The sequence below is a fragment of the Stenotrophomonas sp. Y6 genome, assembly GCF_022436665.1.
In the GTDB taxonomy this organism is placed as follows: domain Bacteria; phylum Pseudomonadota; class Gammaproteobacteria; order Xanthomonadales; family Xanthomonadaceae; genus Stenotrophomonas; species Stenotrophomonas acidaminiphila_A.
On sequence record NZ_JAKUKB010000009.1, the window covers coordinates 174,006 to 191,459 of the forward strand.

Annotated in this window: 16 protein-coding genes and 1 pseudogene; 12 read left to right on the forward strand and 5 right to left on the reverse strand. The window is 61.1% G+C overall.

The genetic code is table 11. From position 1 onward, the window contains the following. Nucleotides 1-184: 184 nt before the first annotated feature. The 5 genes from MKP15_RS12315 to MKP15_RS12335 all read left to right on the forward strand — a co-directional run bounded on the left by MKP15_RS12315 (nt 185) and on the right by MKP15_RS12335 (nt 3,776). A complete protein-coding gene (locus tag MKP15_RS12315) occupies nt 185-1,141 on the forward strand; it encodes a DUF932 domain-containing protein (RefSeq protein WP_240212884.1) in 957 nt (318 codons plus the stop codon). Next, the gene (locus tag MKP15_RS12320) at nt 1,141-1,518 is read left to right on the forward strand and encodes a hypothetical protein (protein WP_240212885.1); all 378 of its coding nucleotides are present in this window, start codon (nt 1,141-1,143) and stop codon (nt 1,516-1,518) included. Before MKP15_RS12315 ends, MKP15_RS12320 begins: the two co-directional genes overlap by 1 nt. A gap of 67 nt (nt 1,519-1,585) precedes the next feature. Then, nucleotides 1,586-2,581, forward strand: coding sequence for a lambda-exonuclease family protein (locus MKP15_RS12325; protein WP_240212886.1), 996 nt, complete (start codon nt 1,586-1,588; stop codon nt 2,579-2,581). After that, complete coding sequence (locus MKP15_RS12330; RefSeq protein WP_240212887.1) at nt 2,575-3,471, forward strand: hydrolase or metal-binding protein; 897 nt, start codon at nt 2,575-2,577, stop codon at nt 3,469-3,471. The genes MKP15_RS12325 and MKP15_RS12330 overlap by 7 nt, the downstream gene beginning before the upstream one ends. Further along, nucleotides 3,468-3,776 carry a hypothetical protein gene (locus MKP15_RS12335; RefSeq protein WP_240212888.1) on the forward strand — a complete coding sequence of 103 codons (309 nt, stop codon included), beginning with the start codon at nt 3,468-3,470 and terminating at the stop codon, nt 3,774-3,776. Before MKP15_RS12330 ends, MKP15_RS12335 begins: the two co-directional genes overlap by 4 nt. 508 nt (nt 3,777-4,284) lie before the next feature. Here MKP15_RS12335 and MKP15_RS12340 read toward each other — a convergent pair. Continuing rightward, nucleotides 4,285-5,667: a DUF3987 domain-containing protein gene (locus MKP15_RS12340; RefSeq protein WP_240212889.1), complete on the reverse strand. Its 1,383-nt coding sequence runs from the start codon at nt 5,665-5,667 to the stop codon at nt 4,285-4,287. Between the two features lie 296 nt (nt 5,668-5,963). Between MKP15_RS12340 and MKP15_RS12345 the strand changes: the two genes are divergently transcribed. The 7 genes and pseudogenes from MKP15_RS12345 (at nt 5,964) to MKP15_RS12370 (ending at nt 13,416) form a co-directional block, all read left to right on the forward strand. After that, nucleotides 5,964-6,167: an AlpA family transcriptional regulator gene (locus MKP15_RS12345; RefSeq protein ID WP_240212890.1), complete on the forward strand. Its 204-nt coding sequence runs from the start codon at nt 5,964-5,966 to the stop codon at nt 6,165-6,167. A gap of 302 nt (nt 6,168-6,469) precedes the next feature. Further along, a complete protein-coding gene (locus MKP15_RS12350; protein ID WP_240212891.1) occupies nt 6,470-7,798 on the forward strand; it encodes an inovirus-type Gp2 protein in 1,329 nt (442 codons plus the stop codon). An 89-nt stretch (nt 7,799-7,887) separates the two neighbouring features. Then, nucleotides 7,888-9,174 (forward strand): hypothetical protein, encoded by a 1,287-nt coding sequence (locus MKP15_RS12355; RefSeq protein ID WP_240212892.1) that lies wholly within the window; start codon nt 7,888-7,890, stop codon nt 9,172-9,174. Nucleotides 9,175-9,833: 659 nt separating this feature from the next. Next, nucleotides 9,834-10,148 carry a hypothetical protein gene (locus MKP15_RS12360; RefSeq protein WP_240212893.1) on the forward strand — a complete coding sequence of 105 codons (315 nt, stop codon included), beginning with the start codon at nt 9,834-9,836 and terminating at the stop codon, nt 10,146-10,148. A 9-nt stretch (nt 10,149-10,157) separates the two neighbouring features. Further along, nucleotides 10,158-10,253 (forward strand): annotated as a pseudogene (locus MKP15_RS17030) (transposase); the annotation flags it as partial. A 479-nt stretch (nt 10,254-10,732) separates the two neighbouring features. Then, a protein-coding gene (locus MKP15_RS12365) for an IS3 family transposase (RefSeq protein ID WP_240212894.1) occupies nt 10,733-11,877 on the forward strand; the annotation gives its coding sequence in 2 pieces (ribosomal slippage) (nt 10,733-10,976 and nt 10,976-11,877; 1,146 coding nt in all). Nucleotides 11,878-12,195: 318 nt separating this feature from the next. Beyond that, the gene (locus MKP15_RS12370; protein ID WP_240212895.1) at nt 12,196-13,416 is read left to right on the forward strand and encodes an AAA family ATPase; all 1,221 of its coding nucleotides are present in this window, start codon (nt 12,196-12,198) and stop codon (nt 13,414-13,416) included. A gap of 493 nt (nt 13,417-13,909) precedes the next feature. On the opposite strand, the gene MKP15_RS12375 is transcribed toward MKP15_RS12370, so the two are convergent. The 4 genes from MKP15_RS12375 to MKP15_RS12390 form a co-directional block, all read right to left on the reverse strand. Next, on the reverse strand, nt 13,910-14,086 hold the full coding sequence (locus MKP15_RS12375) for a hypothetical protein (RefSeq protein WP_240212896.1): 177 nt from the start codon (nt 14,084-14,086) through the stop codon (nt 13,910-13,912). Nucleotides 14,087-14,447: 361 nt separating this feature from the next. Continuing rightward, nucleotides 14,448-15,011 carry a fasciclin domain-containing protein gene (locus tag MKP15_RS12380; protein ID WP_104940080.1) on the reverse strand — a complete coding sequence of 188 codons (564 nt, stop codon included), beginning with the start codon at nt 15,009-15,011 and terminating at the stop codon, nt 14,448-14,450. A gap of 143 nt (nt 15,012-15,154) precedes the next feature. Next, a complete protein-coding gene (locus tag MKP15_RS12385; RefSeq protein WP_240212897.1) occupies nt 15,155-15,829 on the reverse strand; it encodes a hypothetical protein in 675 nt (224 codons plus the stop codon). A gap of 524 nt (nt 15,830-16,353) precedes the next feature. Continuing rightward, nucleotides 16,354-17,433 carry a cyclopropane-fatty-acyl-phospholipid synthase family protein gene (locus tag MKP15_RS12390; RefSeq protein WP_104937865.1) on the reverse strand — a complete coding sequence of 360 codons (1,080 nt, stop codon included), beginning with the start codon at nt 17,431-17,433 and terminating at the stop codon, nt 16,354-16,356. Nucleotides 17,434-17,454: the final 21 nt, after the last annotated feature.

Consider the following 17,454-nt stretch of genomic DNA (forward strand, 5'->3'; position numbering starts at 1 on the left):
ACGCATGTGCGATGACACCAAGGAGACGATTGTTCAGGTGCTGACCGTTGCGGCCGTGATCCTCGCGGCCATCTTCGGCAGGACCAACACTCGGATCTGACTCGCCACGTTGCTGGCAGCACAGAAGGCCCGCCCTCACCGGCGGGCCTTCTGCGTTTATGCCGCTGATTCAAGGAGCAGGAACATGCATCTGGTGGAAACGATGGCCTATACCGGCGAGAAGCCCTGGCACGGCCTTGGCAACAAGCTGGCCCCGCAACAACCCATCGAAGTGTGGCGGCAGCAGGCAGGGATGGACTGGAAGATCGAAGAGTCCGAAGTCCGCTACATCACCGGCAACAACAACCTGGGCGTGATCAACGCCTTCCCGGAGCAGAAGGTGCTGTACCGCTCGGATACGCGTTCGCCGCTGGCGGTGGTCAGCAAGCGCTTCAAGGTGGTGCAGCCGGGCGAGATCCTGGAGTTCTACCGTGACCTCACCAGCCAGAGCGGTTTCGAGCTGGAGACCGCTGGTGTGCTTCGGGAGGGCCGCAAGTTCTGGGCGCTCGCCCGCACCGGTCAGAGCACGACGCTCAAGGGTCGGGACAAGGTGGATGGTTACCTGCTGCTGGCCACGGCCTGCGATGGCACGCTGGCCACCACGGCGCAGTTCACCTCGGTCCGTGTGGTCTGCAACAACACCCTGCGGGTGGCGCTGGGCAACAACAACGGCGCGGTGAAGGTGCCGCACCGCAGCGAGTTCGACCCGGATGCGGTGAAACGCCAGCTGGGGATCACGGTGGCGTCCTGGGATGGCTTCGTGGCGCGCATGAAGGCGCTGGTGGAGCGCCCGGTCGATCCGGATACGGTCGAAGGGCTGCTGCGCCGGGTGCTTACCTACGCCGCACCAGATGGGCGTCCCGATATCGTCAACGAGCAGGCGCTGGCCAACGTCCGCGCGCTGTACGAGGGCGGCGGGCGTGGCGCAATGCTGCCTTCCAGCCGCGGCACAGCGTGGGGGCTGCTGAACAGCGTCACCGAGTTCGTCGATCACCATCGGCGGGCGCGCAGTGACGACCACCGCAGGGATGCGGCCTGGTTCGGCCAAGGGGCGCAGCTCAAGCAACGGGCGTGGGACGAGGCGATGAAGCTGGTGGCGTAATGGATCGCCCGCCACTGCAGCCAAGCCCGGCCGCACGGCCGGGCAAGCTCGCCGACGTTGTTCCGGATCCACTGGACATCGCCTACATCGCCATTGGGGCAAAGCGGGCCCTCGCAGAGTGGCGCGAAGGCCCGCCAGCGCCCTTCCCGTTCGAAGGGGAGCTTGCCTACATCGAGGCATGCATCGGGCAGGCCCCCGCCTTGCAACGCGCCTGGGAGGCTGTCCAGGACCGCTGGGACTTTGTCTGGTGCTACGAGGTGGCTGAGCCGTTCGGCCTGGCCTATGGCAGGCACCTGTTGCAGGGCGGCGGGCCGGACGCCGCCGCCGGATTGCTGCATGACCTCGTGGGCGATGCGTTGCTCCCGCCCTCCGCCTGACCCCCAACCTCTTGGGATGACACACAGCGCCCGGCCTTTGGTCGGGCGTTTTCTTTGGAGAAGACAGATGAAGAAGCAAAGCGCTCTGCGGCTGGTCGACACCCGCACCATGGACCGCGAGCAATGGCTGGAAGTCCGCAAGGGCGGCATCGGCAGCTCGGATGCCGCAGCTGCCGTGGGGCTGTGCCCGTACAAGAGCCAGCTCGAGTTGTGGATGGAGAAAACCGGCAGGACGCCGACCGAAGCGGCCCCGCCCGGGATGGACGATCCGCGTTACTGGGGCACGCTGCTGGAGCCGTATGTGGCCGTGGCCTATTCGCAGAAGACCGACCGCAAGGTACGGCGCTGCAATGCCGTACTCCAGCATCCGACGTTCCCTTTCATGCTGGCGAACATCGACCGGGAGATCGTCGGGGATCCCGAGGTCAAGATTCTGGAGTGCAAGACCGCGGGCGAGTTTGGCTCCCGCCTGTGGAAGGACGGCGTACCCGAGTACATCCAGCTGCAGGTGCAGCACCAGCTGGCCGTGACTGGACATGCGGCAGCGGACGTGGCCGTCCTGCTGTGCGGCCAGGCGCTGGAGATCCACCGGATCCAGCGGGACGAGGATCTGATCGGCCGCCTGATCCTGCTGGAGTGCCGGTTCTGGGAGTACGTCACCAGCGACACCCCGCCGCCGGCCGATGGCAGCGACTCGGCAGGCAGGGCGCTGCGGCAGCTGTTCATTGGCAACGACACCAGCCTGGACTTCACCGGGAACGCGGAGCTGTGCGCCACGTTCGATGCCCTGGCCGAGCTCAAGGGCGAGCTGGAAGCAAGCGAGCAGGAAGCCGAACGCCTGAAGCAGACCCTGCAGCAGGCGATGGGAGATGCCTCCAAGGCGCTGTTCGCCAATGGGGCCATCACCTATCGGCGTGCGAAGGACTCGCAGGTGCTGGATACCAAGCAGCTGGCAGCAGATCACCCCGCGCTCGCCTCCCGCTACACCACCACACGACCCGGTGCCAGGCGCTTCCTGCTGGCCAAACACACGCAAGACGATGCAAGGAGAACGACATGCTGAAGGGCTTGGCGATTACCCCGCCCATGGTCGGGCGGATCTCGATTGGCCGGGTGGTTGAGCGCAATGGCAAGCGCCTGCCGGAGAAGGACGACCAGTTCACCCTGACCAGCCAGGTGCAGAACCGCGAAGGCTGGGTGCTGCACCCGCTGGACGAAGCCCTGCGCAAGGACGCCGGGGGCAAGCTGCGGGCGATCCCGGTGCGGCTGCTGTTCAACGACCCGGCCCTAAACCTGCGGGCCGACTACTCGCTGTTCGACCGGGCGACCGGCAGACCGGTCTGCGTGGGCAATGGCGAGAGCTGCCGGCGGATGACGCCATCCGGGGTGGAGTCCTTGCCATGTCCGGGGCCGCAGGAATGCGGGTTCTCGAACGGCGAGTGCAAGGCCTATGCGCGACTCAACGTACTGATCGGCGATGGCGAGGAGGACGCGCTGGGCAGCTTCGTGCTGCGCACCACGTCCTTCAACACCATCCGCACGCTGGCGGCCCGGATGGCCTACTACAGCGCGCTGTCGGGCGGCCAGCTGGCCAGCCTGCCGCTGGAACTCAAGCTGCGGGGCAAGTCCACCACGATGAGCTACCGGGCACCGATCTACTACGTGGATCTGGTGCTGCGGACGGGCTTCACGCTCGAGACCGCCATTGCCGAAGCACGCGAGCGCGCCGAGCGCCGAACCGAGGCCGGGATCGATCTGGTGGCCATGGAAGCAGCGGCCAGGCATGGATTTGCCAACGGTGCGTTCGAGGATCTGGAGGAGGACGTGCCCGCGGTGGTCGAGGAGTTCTTCCCGGAAGCCACCGTGACGCCGGGCCCGATGGCTGTGCCCAGTGATCTGAAGGGCAAGCTCGAAGCGAAGGTCGGGCAGATGCCCAAGGAGTCGGCGGCATGAGTCGCAGGCGCCACCTGCCCCCACCGGCATTGCTGGAAATCGACGAGCAGACGTTCTGGGAGAAGTATCGGCCCATCGTCGAGCCGGCCGAGGGGCAGGTCATCCGTGGCCCGGAACACGTGGCCAACCTGATGGCTGAAAACGCCTCGATGGCCGATGCCATCCTTGCGCTCGCCGAAGCCAATGCCCGACAGCAGGCCGACTTGGGTTTGCTGTTGAAGCAACTCAACGCCGTTCCGGAACTGGTCAAGGCGCTGCTCCAACTGCCGCAGCTATCCAGCGCCAGCAAGGAAGGCGCTGCTTGAGCTGGTTGGCGAGGATGGCGGCGCTCGCTGAGCAGGCTGGCTAGGGCCTCACTCGCTGCTCGTGTTCTGCCTGCGTTCGTTGAAGCGGCTTTCCAGATACGTGGTCAAGCCCAGCAGGGCGAAGCCGTAGACGACGACACCACCGATCACCTTGAACATGACCGCTTCTTTCTCCCGCCGAGGGATCAATGGGCGAGCAGTCGTTCGGCGTGACGATTACTGGCCATCGGTCAGTTCATGTCTGCGACCGATGGGGGCCATCTTCCTGATGGGTGCGACAGGGTGCGTCGCTGTCGATTCGGGGCGTGGGATCAGGAGGCAATGGGCCTGAGTGTCGGCAAGCAGATTGGATGAAGGGATGTCAGCGGGACGGGAGCCCATGCTCCCGTCCCGCTGATGCCAGCAGCTTTTTTCGGTTCGACGGCGGGTTGTGCATGCGATCCCACTCCGCACGCATGGTTGGCCGAATAATAGGGAAGCATTCCGCTCGCCTAGTTGAATTCAGCCGTCAACGAGTACGAACCACCGTGGCGGACTCGTCAGAGGTCGTACTGATAATGCTCTCTAGCTTCAGCCAGTTCACTGCGGCCTTGAAGCGCCGCTCGGACAAGCCAGATAGGTTGTACAGGTCGGACATCTGCGGCGCGGCCGCGCTGGCGCGAAGGCGATCAAGACAGGTGAGCACGAAATGCGCGTCCTGCAGTGGGCGCGGCAACGTCGCGGGCTTTGGCATCTTCGGAATCCGTTGCTGAACCGGAACCCCTCGCCCGGTACCATTCTGGATCTTACTGGCCGCCGGGCCGGCAACAAAGATCAGATAATGCTGATACAGCGACCACGCAACGACATCCCAGGCGCGGCGAACCATATCCAAGGTGACAAGGCCTGAGCCGTTGCAGAAGATGTGAAAGACGGTGGCCAGCCTGAGGGTATTTTCCCACCCACGGCCCGCCGCTTCTTGAGTTTCCCGGTAGAACGTCGTCCGCCATTGTTTCATGTAGTAACCCAGTTCCAGCATGAAACCGGTGGCGCTTTCGTCTAGTGCCACACCAATTCGCTGGCGACAACCATCGAAACGACGATTGTTGATCTCGTCTGCGAGTTCATCAAGGCGCGCATGAAACGCCTTGCCATTCGCTGCGCGCGGATCGAGCGGAAGAGGCGATCGGCTCTGGGGGAACATATTCGGGTCATACAAGGCCGCAATGGATCGGGGCCAAAAGCCCAACTTGACCGCATTGCGGCCTCGCCTTAGAAGGTACTCGTACATCAGATCGGGCTGGATCCTGAACCCCAGGCTGACGCGTGCTTCCGCCGCCACGATTTCCTTGCCCATCACAAAGTCGTCAAGCGGAGGATCCCCGCTCCAAAGCTGCGTCAGTGCGTCTGTGTTGTATTTGAACAAATCAGTATCCAGGAAGCTGGCTCCCTCTTCGCGCTGGATGGTCAAATTCATCCCGTAGCCATCAATTTCCTGCATCAAGCGCGCATGACTGATCCGGTTGATCATTGCTTCCACGGCAGGCACCCTGACCCTGCACGGCCCCCCTACCTTTCCCTTGGGGTCAACATACAGGCTGGAGTCCTTGGTTTTCTGAGCTTCAAGGAAGCGCCTGAAGAAAAATCGCAACGAGCGCCCCTTGCCATCTGCAGAGGGCGCAACGGCACACGTGTTGATCGTCGTCGGCAGGCGCTCGCCATCCGGCGCGATACAGTCATATCCGCAATGGACAACGGCTGCAGTTGCGGCGATGGCGTCGGTGACGGCAATCGACACAGGGACATCCTTGGCCATGGCGACCTGAAGTACCGCGCCGCGAATGGGTTCAGGCAGCGAATCGAGAGGAACGGCAGGGCAATAGCCGGGGGACGGGGTGAGCGGAATGATCATTGAGCGTGGGCCTTGATGACGGGGGCATCGTTATACGGACACAGGCCACCGCCCCAAAACAATTCCCGGAATCTGTCCAGCCGCGGAGTAGCGCCACGTCATGGGCCGGATCCCGCAGCCGACCGGACGCTACCGGACGAGTCGATTTAACCCCGTATGCAGCCACTTGCCGGATGTCCGTGCTACGGGGTAAGCGGCACATTTCGGGACGCGGCGCTTCTTTCCGGGAAAAGAATGCGGCCCCCGGGCCCGCGTGTCAGGCTTCCTGCCATCACCAGCAGGGCGTAGGCAATAACATGGAACAGCACCACGCAAATTCGATTCTCAGGCTCGCGCAGGTCCTAGAAATTACCGGCCTTGGGCGCTCCACCATTTACGATCTCATTCGTCGAGGCGAATTTCCTAGCTCGCGGCAGTTGGGCAGGCGAGCCGTTGGATGGATTTCCAGCGAAATCTTTCAATGGGTAGCGTCCCGCGATATTTCCCGCAAAGGAGGCTAACTCGACAAGTCGCATATGTATTGGAAATGGGGCGATATTGGAAAATACATGCCTAGTGCAGGGCATGTTTATCTGCGCCAGGAGTCGGCAATTACGGATATATATTTTATCTGTAATCTGTAATCTGTATCTGTGAATCTATGATCTATAGCACCTGAGGCCTGGATATCTCCAAGTATCCAGATCAATGGGAATTGCATGATCACTACCGAGTCTGACAATTGAGCGAATGGCAAACACCGCGTTCTTGGCACATCCAGCATGGGTCGTGTTTGCGGCAACCACCTACCTAATCCACGTCAATGAATAACTACGCTGAACTTCACGTTACAAGCACATCAGGCAGCACGCCTCCGGAGATGGATTCGGATGTGCGGCGGGGTGTGATCGCTATCGTCAGGGCAGAGGCGGCGCGCCAAGACCGCGCCGAGAAGCTCGTGCTTGTTGAAAGTCGGGATGGGTACGTCCATCTCCCGCGCAGTGACCAGCGGATTCCCACCGATCGGAAGGCCTTGCTGCTTGCAGGAACGGACGATCAGGTGTTCAAGGAGTTCATCGAAGGCCCACTGCGGAAGGTGGAGAAATCCTTCAACGGTCAGGACACGGGCGCATGGACGCTAACGGAAGCATCGCTCGGCCCTGGTTCGAGGCGCACGCGCGCCTATAGGTTCACCGCACTTGGCAGGGCTATTGTCCATTGCTGTAGCCACTACCGCGAAGAGTGGGGACTGGCGTATGTCAATCATATTTTCAGCCCGTCGGTCTCCGTACTGCTTAGGGCGCTGAAGCGCTATGCAGGTAGGATCAATCTTGCCACACAAGGAGCTAAAAGGATTTCGGGCTCTAACGTGCTTGCGACGCTGATGAATAGGTTTGGCCGATTTGTCCGGCGTGTATTTGCTCATTGGTCATTCATCAATGCGAACAGGGATTACGTCAGGCAGGCGCGAGAAAATTTCAACAGTGCGCGAGACCTGATTTACCAGCTTGCCGGCAAGCACTCCAGGCTACTCCTGCTACGGATTGATCTGTATTACAAGCCCTACTACCAATCACGGGAGGCAAATCAGCATATTCACAATTTCCTCAGGTGGTTACGGAGCGCAAAGTGTAAGCGTGGCCTGCTCCCCGCATATCTCGGTTTCATCATCAAGCGCGAGAACGGCATTGTTCGGGGCATGCACTGGCACCTCATGGTGATCTGCGATGGCAACCTTCAGCACAGCGGTGGGTATCTCTCGCAAATGCTGGGGGAGGAGTGGGCAAGGCGGACTGGTCAGGGTGCCGGCAGTTACTACAACTGCAACTCCGAGAGGGAAAAATATGAATTCGATGGGCTAGGGGTGCTGAGTCTCGATGATTGGCGGAAAATGGCGGGCCTGCGTGCCGCCTTGTACTACATGAGCAAGCAGGACTGCGTTTTGAAGGTGTCCAACGACAAGGTAAGAAATTTCTGGAGATCCCCTATCCGTCGCGATGACGTTCAGAAGAAAGGGCGGCCGCGCATGGATAGCGAAAGCTTGGCGCTACTTCGACGCATGCTCGGTGGCAAGCGCAGCAAGTATCCACCGCGTCTCGTTGACAGGTTGCGCAAGCCAAGCTCTAACCCTGTCGCCATGGATTCGCTATAAGTCTGCTTCCTGTCGCCGAGTGGCGGACTCGCCTCGAAGAAATGTTGCGGAGTCCGTGCGTTCGGCTAAGATCCGACCGACCAGCAGCCATGAGTCAAGACGTGTCCACATTTGAAATAAATTCAGGCGTCGCTGCCATCAGATATGTAGATGTGGACTGGCCCAGCCTTAAAGCAGTTGAAGGACACCCTCTGGAGTTCGTGCTGAACCTGGGGATTCCGGTCTATTACAAGATCGATCGAGCCATCCATGCACCGCTGATCACCAGCAGGCTGTTCCTCGATCGAATGCCGTCTGAGCTGCATTCGAACACTGACAAGGACCCCCCTTCTCTTCCCTTCGTCGGATTCAGTGAGCGGCTGCTGTTGGTGCAACTTGATGACGCCGACGTGCATGAGATTTTGCTGACCGGATCTCGCCATGTGGAAGAATTCGTCGTGGGTGGATTAGGGATTGATGACCCCCAGACGCTTTCAGGCGCAGCAAGTGCTGGTCTTGTGGATATAGATTTTCAGAATTGTCGCCTCATCAACCGGAAGCGGTTGCGGGCCGCAGAGGAATTGTCACGGCATCCCGGCTTTCTGAGAAATGAGGATTACGCTGATGCACTCCAGATTGGGTTTTCTGATCTTTATCTGGAGGCGAGTGACGTCAACGCGCTGGCAAATATCAAACGAGGCACCGGAGTGGAGCGCCAGCCGTACCCTCTTGGAGCCGAGGGGCGTCAGTTGCCGCAACCAATTAACTGGGTGTTCCAGGCTTGGTACGCCGTTTACCGCGAGAAGGAAATTGAGCCTACCGAATCGAATATCAAGTCTTGGCTGAGGGCAAATGCTCCTGGCAAGATCATGAACAAGCGCTGGATTCGGACCGCCGCAAGCCTGATTCTTTGCGAATACAAGTTCTCAGAAAGATTTAATTTAAGAAATCTGACTCAGTGCTCTGCCGCTGCTATTATTTTCGAACTAAACCTGAGCTCGCAGCTTGCCTCTGCATTGGTAATTACTGAGTGGTGGATGGATCTGGATAAGGCGGACATTTCTGCTCAGCGAGTGGAGCTTGCCGGTCGCTTAGAGGATGCAGGATTTTTGCCGACGGCGGTTCTGGATCTTACAGGTATGATTTCTGAGGAAGCTGTCGGCGAAGTGGAACGTCCTCATTTTGAACGAGCGCTGGATACGCTACAGAAAAGGAAGGGGCGTGATCAACTCAAAGTCTCTGGGGGTACGGCTCCTGCCGCTAAATCGGAGGCTTCACCAATAGAACAGTTAGAGCCTGAAAATAGCGCTGTGGCTAACGTAGTTCCGGACAGCGAGGAGGAGCCCTTGGAGTGCCCAAATTGGGATGGTCGCCGTCCATTCGCCCCTCAGTTGTAGTTCGCCATTCCCACGCTCAGTCTGGTTGAAGGGTTCGGCCTTGTCGTAGGGGTAGGCCGTGTAGAGACGTGTACGGATGTGCTTGGGTACTCGATGGCTATTAGATCAAGCCCCAGCCGAAGCCTACGACAATTTTGTCGAACGTCTCGCACGAGAAGAAGTAATGATGCTTGCTCGTCTCAGATCCGCAGAGGAGCGGAAGTCAGCCATCACACTGAAGGAATCCGTTTCACCGGAGGCCGGTGTGAAGGCGCATGATGAAAAGCGGACTGAGGACTCCCCTCCCGCACAAACAGGTGACTTAAAGGCCCGCCTGTAGCTGAACTCAACTCGCCGCCTAGCCCAAGAAGGGGCCTGGCAATAGCTTCGATCGTAAGCCACGCATCAGCATCGCCCTGCGTGAGCGCTACGACATCCCGGTTACCGTAGTGGGTGCGATTGCGGAGGGGGGGGAGTTCTGTGCCATATTGCGTGGCTCCTACGCGAAGAGTGCGTGCGATGGGCAAGTTCTTGAAGTGGGTGGCCTTCAACGGTTCAGCAGTACTCGCCGGCTTGCTCGCGGCGGCGATGATCTGGTTCATTCGCGATTGGTGGACGCACTACGGTCCTTGGGCCAGCTAAACGGTCAACTGGCGCAAAAGCAAACGGGGTGAAAGTCGGTGGCGACACTGCGCGTACTGCCTACGTTCCAAAACGCTTCGGAAGAGGCTCGACGGCTTGCAGCAAAGTTCGATTGCATCGTAGGTCTGCAGCGGTCTGCAGATGGCTGGGTAGTCCATGGGCCGGTTGACGAAACTGATTCCCACCAATGGCGCCAGACCATTGAACTGGCGGAATGGACAGAGCGCGCGAGCCAATTAGTCAGCACGTACGCCGACTACGAAGAGTACGAGTACGACGGATTGCAACTTTGCAGCGACGGCTCCGACCCGCGCTGGAGCGAACACGACAACCTCAAGAATGAATCGTATTGACGGCACCGACTTTGACGCAGCAAGTTCGGCGGCATGAGTGTGCCCGATGCCAAGCGGCCCAAGGAACTGGAGACGGAGAACACCCGACTGAAGAAGCTGCTTGCCGCCTCGCCTCTCTACCTCTGGTAGCGTAGGCCAGAAAGTACGACCCATGAGCGGCTTGTTGGCAATCATGATCTGCGCGTCGAGGTTAACCGCAGCCGAGGCGCGCTCCAGTTGCTTCCTTGGACTGCGAGGCTTGAGTCCAATAGGGTGTTGTAGTGTTCGACTACATCAATGCCAAGTGTGAGTCAGATTGTGAGTCATTTTTTTGCATAACCTTAATGTTTTGATGCAAATCAATAACATAAGAACTTAATGTGGGTGCTGGTGGGCACCTCATCTTCCTATGTTGTCCTATGAAGGCTGAAATATCCTGAAAAACAGGAATTTCGGCCTTTTTTGCGTCTGATTGCGTCCTATGTGATCCAGCAGAATCCAGGCTTCTCTGGCGGTATCTTTGGCGGTAACCTCCACCCGCTTGAATCGCCCCGGGTTCAGTAGACATCTCCAAGTCGTACATCACGGCAATCACGGAGGTGTGTATGAGCGGCAAGCGGTACTCGGATGAGTTCAAGGCCGAGGCGGCCAAGCAGGTGATCGAACAGGGGAGTTCGGTGCGAGAGGTCTCGAGCCGGCTGGGAGTCAGCATCGACTCGCTGTACGCGTGGGTCAGGGAGCAGCGTAAGGTGCCGGCTATGCGGCAGGCTGATGCTTCGTTGGCGGCTGAGAACCGTCGTCTGCAGGCCGAGCTCAAGCGGGTGACTGAGGAGCGCGACATCCTAAAAACGGCCGCCGCGTACTTTGCCAAGGGGTAAGGGCGAAGTACGCGTTCATGCAGATGCACCTTGACGAGTTCCGCGTAGCAAGCATGTGTCGAGTACTGGGTGTGCAGCGCAGCGGCTTTTATGCGTGGCAGGGCCAGCCACAGAGCGATCGCCATCGCGAGGATCAACGTCTTCTGGGCATGATCAAGCAGGCGTGGCTGGAGAGCGGCACGATCTATGGCTACCGCAAGATCACCGACGACTTGCGCGACTTGGGCGAGGCATGTCGCAAGCACCGCGTGGCGCGGCTGATGAAGAAGGAAGGTTTGCAGGCGCAAGTGGGTTATGGGCGTCGTCCGTGGCCTCGTGGTGGTCGGGTATCGACGGTCGCGCCGAACCACCTGGATCGGCAGTTCGACGTGGCCGCACCCAACACGCACTGGGTCACTGACATCACCTACATCCGCACGCACGAAGGCTGGCTGTATCTGGCGGTGGTGCTGGATCTGTACTCACGCCAGGTCGTGGGCTGGGCGATGCAAGCTCAGATGCACGCCGATTTGGTGTTACAGGCGCTACTGGCAGCGGTATGGCGTCGAGAACCGGCGTCCGCCCTGATGCTGCACTCGGACCAGGGCAGTCAGTTCACCGGCGCCGAGTGGCAGGCGTTCCTGAAGGCTCATGGGATCGTCTGCAGCATGAGCCGGCGCGGTAATTGCCACGACAACGCCGTGGTCGAGAGCTTCTTCCAGTTGCTCAAGCGGGAGCGGATCAGGCGAAAGATCTACTCGACCCGGGATGCGGCGCGTAGCGACGTGTTCGACTACATCGAGATGTTTTACAACCCCAAACGCCGGCACGGCTCCAACGGGGGCGTCTCTCCGGTAGAGTTCGAACGGCAGGCGGGACTATCAGGCTCGTAGGTGTCTACGAAACCCGGGGCGATTCAGAAATCGTACACACCGTCTCGCCAAGCGCATGCCCAAGTGGGGATATCTGCCTGCCGATCAGCAGCTCCGCAGATCGTGCAGCGCTCAGTACAGGGGACGCTGAAAAGCCAATGCCCCCGCCAATTTCTTGGTGCAGGGATTTGCAGGCGTCCCCATCTCCCCACAGTGCTCCCGAAAGCCTTGCTGGGCCTGCTACTGGCCCGTGTGCAGGTAGTGCAGAAAAAGCACCCTGTGAAGTGCGCAGGTGTGGCGGGGAGACAAGTGCGCGCGCAGGGGGGGCTGACCTCGGCTATGATCCGCTACCCGTTCTCGGGAGGCTTCGGCTACACCATCCGTTGGCAGCACCAACCCCGTGTTTTCATTGCGAGCTTGGCAGCTAGTGGCAGTGCCCTGTCTTCGCTTAACAAGGAAAGTTCAATGCCAAAAGTAATTTCAATCTTTAACAACAAAGGCGGGGTGGGGAAATCCACTATCGCGTGGAATCTCGCACATTCCCTTGGTTGCCAAGGTAAAAGAGTTCTTCTTGTGGATTTTGATCCGCAGTGCAACCTTTCCATCGCTATGCTAGGCGAGCAGTCCTTCCATGAGCAGATGCCTACTCGCGACCAGCCATACGGGCGTACCGTCCGCTCTTTTCTTCAGCGATTTCTGCAGAACACTCCTGGTGAAGAGGTCTTCTTGCACAAGGGGGCGCACACAAGCGAGCTAGTCGATTTGGTTGCTGGCGATTTCTGGCTTAACGTTTACGCAGATTCCCTTAACGTTGGTAGCGATTTGTTGGCCGGCACTGGTCTTGCACGCTATGTTGCTCTGCGAAAGCTAATAGATAAGGCTGAAGAGCGGGCTGGCTATGCATACGATTTCGTGCTTGTTGACCTGCCGCCATCTTTTGGCGCTCTAGTGAGAGCGTCCTTTTACTCTTCCGACTATTACGTTGTTCCATGCACGTCAGACAACTTCAGTGTCTACTGCGTTGGCTTGATCGGTCAGATGGTTCCAAACTTTGTGGACGATTGGAGGAATGGTCTGCAACGGTTCAAGCAAGCTAATGACAATTTCACTGCTTTCGATGGTCTGGGCAAGCCAGTATTCGCGGGATGGGTGTTCAATGGGTTTGACACTGCAGCGCGGCGGCGCAGCGCCGTAGAGCTCGGTGCTGGCGTTCCACTTAGGCCGCTGGAAATGAATCGCGCCGATCAGACAATGCATGATCGGATCGTAGAGGCAGTTGAGGACGACCTTGCGGAGAAGTTGGGCGAAAGGATTACTCATTATCGCCCCGTGGCGAATCGCCTTCCCGACAACTATCGAATTGGCGACTTCGAGGATGCGAACGTGTTGATCCAGAACAGCCTCTGGCTCAACGTCCCCTTGGGTGAGCTCCGGGCTCATCGGCAGGTGGCGTCGCTGCGAGACCGCCAAGCTTGGGCGGAGAACCAACTTCAAAAAATTGATCTTTTCAGAGAGAAGTTTGACGAGTGCGCGCGCAACTTGATCGCAATCTGCATCTGATCAAGTCCAGGTTGGGGTGGCTCCCTTTTTGGGGCCACTTCAGCCCAACGATCCTTCGGGGAGGGGAGGTCGTAGTAGGCGAGTTCTGCGATCTGAACTGAACGACAGCCTATTGCTGTTTCGATCACACTGACCGACGTTGGATGCTTTGGCCAAGGTGGTTGCATCCTTCTCGGATCGAACTGGGACAGGTCGCTAGCCCGCCCTCCTGTCTCTCGATACTACCCTATCGAAGAATTCTGACGGTAACAATGGCGGTAACTTGGGTCTTTAAGAACGCATCTAGTCTTTAGCGGCAACGGTTTGTAGACGGAATTCGGTGGATGGTGGGCCACCGCGAAGCCCTGGCGCATGCCGCGCGTACCGGGGAAGCGATCTGCATGGGCGATGGCCCACCGCCTCAGTGCGTGGCATCCCTGCCGGGTTGCTGTTCCAGCACTGGCGCTCCATGCAATGTTCCTGGGCACCGGAACGCCTGGCAGCCGCGAACCGCTCAGGCATTGGGTAGTCCGTATTCCTGCAGCTGCTGCAGGGAACTGGCCTTCATCGCGTAGTCCAGGTTGCGTCGAGTCACGCTGCCATGTACCGCGCAGGTGGCCGCGTCCTTGTCCAGCTGCGCCAGGCCCATCATGGCCGTGATGTCCTCGCGGTTGATCGCGTAGATGTGCACGTAGTACGCGCGGCATTCGGCTGCCGATACATCACGCGAGCTGGAGCCTGCGGCTCCAGTTCAGGCGGCAAGGGGCAACAGACCTGTGACAACCAGAGGGCGGGCGATGCGCATGCGGGCTCCTTCATTGATGGGCTGGATCAACTGACGCGGAGTGATGTCCGCCATGCGCAGGCCGGTTGCTTATCGCTGTCACCTGTCAGCAGGAAAGGTGGCGCCCCCGGAGTCGGGCCTGAGGCTGGGCGCATTCTGCATTCGTTGGGGAAAGGCCGAACCGACAGACGCCGTGCGGCGGCCGGACCAAGCCTGCACCGCCCACGGCACGGGCCTGCGGATGCCGCAGGCCCGGCCGCACATGGCCTTACTTGGGCATCAGCACGCTGTCGATCACGTGCACCACGCCGTTGGACTGCATGACGTCGGCGGTGGTGACCGCGGACTTGCCGCCCTTGGCGTCGACCACCCACACCTTGCCGTCCTTCAGTTCGACAGTCAGCTCCTCACCCTGCACCGTCTTCAGCGTGCTGTGGCCGCCATGGCTGCGCGCGGCCGCGACCAGCTGGCTGGAGGGGTGGGTGCCGGGCACCACGTGATAGGTCAGGATGCTGGTCAGGGTGGCCTTGTTCTCCGGCTTGAGCAGCGTCTCCACCGTACCCTTGGGCAGCTTGGCGAACGCCTGGTTGGTGGGGGCGAACACGGTGAAGGGGCCCTTGCCGGCGAGCGTGTCCACCAGCCCCGCGGCCTTCAGCGCGGTCACCAGAGTGCTGAGGTCGGTGGCGGCCGACGCATTCTCGACGATGGTCTTCTTCGCATCCATGGCGGCGCCGCCCACCGCGGGATTGCCCGCGGCGAAGGCGGAAGAGGCGGCGGCACTGGCAAGCGCGAGGCCGGCGGCAATGGCAAGACGCTGGATCTGGGTACGCATGGTCATGTCCTCATGGGTATCGCCTCCGCGTGGAGGCAGGGGTGAACGCAGTGTCGGCTGCGGTTTTCGTCGATCAGTGCCGTGGGGGGCGCCCCCCCCCCGGGGGGGGGGGGGCGCCCACGGCGGTCGGAACACGGTGCCGCTCAGAAATCCCAGCGCGCGGCGACGCTCATCGGCACCGAGATGCGCTTGGCATCGTTGTTGATGCCGCCCAGGCCGAGCCCGCCGATGTCGGCGTCGTCGCCACTGAGCTTGTCCACGTAGCGCACGCCGGCCTGCGCGGTGACGCTGAAGGTCTTGCCCACCGGGATGATCACGCCCACGTCGACGCCACCGGAGGCCGACCAGGTCTTCTTGGTGAAGCGCGCATCCGGAATGGAGATGGCCGCGGCCGGAATGTCGAAGGAGGCCTTGATCGCGTCGGTATGCGTCGCGCCGATGCGCGCGGCGACGAACGGACGCACCGCGTCCGGCTCCATGAAGAAGCGGCGGTAGCCGAACTCCGCGCCGTAGCTCTTGTAGGCGCTGAAGCGGCCGTACACCGGCAGCTCGGTATCCAGTGCCGGCACGAACGCGCCGCCCACCTGCACGCGGCCGGGCGAGGCGTGGCTGTAGCGCACCTGGCCGAACACTTCGGCGCGGTCGCTCAGGCCATAACCCATTTCCACGCCATAGGTATCGGCCAGGCCGTAGATGCGGTCATGGCTGCGCGACTGGATGCGCAGCTCGGCATTGACGCCGGCCAGCGCGGGGTTGAGCGGGCCGAGGTCCGGCACCGGCGCGACGGCGCCGCCGTGGACATCGCCACTGGTCGGCATGTCCACGCCACCAAAGGCGGAGAAACTCCACTTTCCGGCTTCGACGCCGGATGCATGTGCGGTAGCGGATGCAGCCAGACCGGCGGCGAGAACGACAAGGGCAGCAGACTTCATTGGGGCTCTCCAGGCTGAATGGGAAACGCACGGGGTCATGCGTTTTCCAATACGCAGCACGCCCGCGCTTGGATGCATGCCGGTCGCGATACCGCCTGGAAAAACCGATGAAAACGACGTTGCGGCGTTGACGCGGCGTACACGCAGGCGGGTTCCGCGAACGTGGCAGCGGCCGGCACGATGGCCGCCGCGGGCGCGCGCCTGCGCGCGGCGCCGACCCATGCCAGACGGATGCGCGCTGTCGGTCCGACGCTGCGCGCCGGGCAACCGTGCGTGCCACCGCGCGGCGTGGTGACACGCGGCAAGACGCCGCATCCTCGCGTGGCACGCGGGTACGGAGGCAGGTGTCGCGGGCACGCCGTGCGCGCGTGGATGACGCCCGCACCGGTGGCGTCACCCGTGCGGCAGGCTCAGCGCCGTTCGAACAGGTAGTGCGACACCATCCACTGTTGCCCGCCGGCGTACCCGAACAGTTCGGCGCAGGCCATCCAGAACATCCGCCAGCGCTGGAACCACAGCCCGGCGGCATCGCCGTAGGCCTGGCGCAGTATTGCCATCACCGCATCGCGCTGTTCGTCCTGGCGCTGCAGCCAGTGGTTGGCGGTGCGCTGGTAGTGGGTGCCGTCCACCAGCCACTGCTGGGTGATCGACAGCGGGCCCTGGAAGTGCAGCAGCGTGTCGGCGGCCGGCATCAACCCGCCGGTGAAGAAGTGCCGGCCCATCCAGTTGTCGGCACCCTGGGTCTCGAACGGGTAGAGCAGGGTGCGGTGCACGAAGATGTGCACGAACAGCCGGCCACCCGGGCGCAGCCAGGTGCCGATGCGGGCGAGCAGGCTGTCGTAGTTGCGCATGTGCTCGAACATCTCGATCGAGACGCAGCGGTCATAGGCCGCGGCGGGCAGCGCCAGGGTGTTCACGTCGCGGGTGAGCACGCGCACGTTGTGCAGGCCGCGTTCGCGGCAGCGTTCTTCGATGAAGGCGCGCTGGCCGTTGGAGTTGGATACTGCGGTGATCCGCGCGTTCGGATAGCGCGCGGCCATCCACAGGGTCAGCGAGCCCCAGCCGCAGCCCAGTTCCAGGATGTCCTGGCCGTCGGCCAGCCCGGCGCGTTCGCCGTACAGCGCCAGCATCGCCTCCTCGGCCTGCTCCAGGGTCTCGTTGCCGGTCGGGTAATAGCAGGATGAATACTTCAGCCGCGGCCCGAGGCAGTGGCCGAAGAAGGCCGGCGGCAGTTCGTAGTGTTGGCGGTTGGCAGCTTCGGTTTCGATCGCCAGCGGGCTGTGGCGCAGCTGTGCCAACCGCTCGCGCTGGCGCAGCGACTGCGCCTCCACGCCGCCGGCCAGCTCGTCGTGCAGGCGCTGGGTGCACAGGCGGCGGATGCCGGCGCGCAGTACCGCGTCCGGTACCCAGCCGCGTTCGGCCAGGCCCAGCAGGCCGGGGGCGGGCACGTCGTGCGGCAACTCGTTGCGATCCAGGGCGGTGGTGGTCATGACGCGGTCCTCGGCAATGCG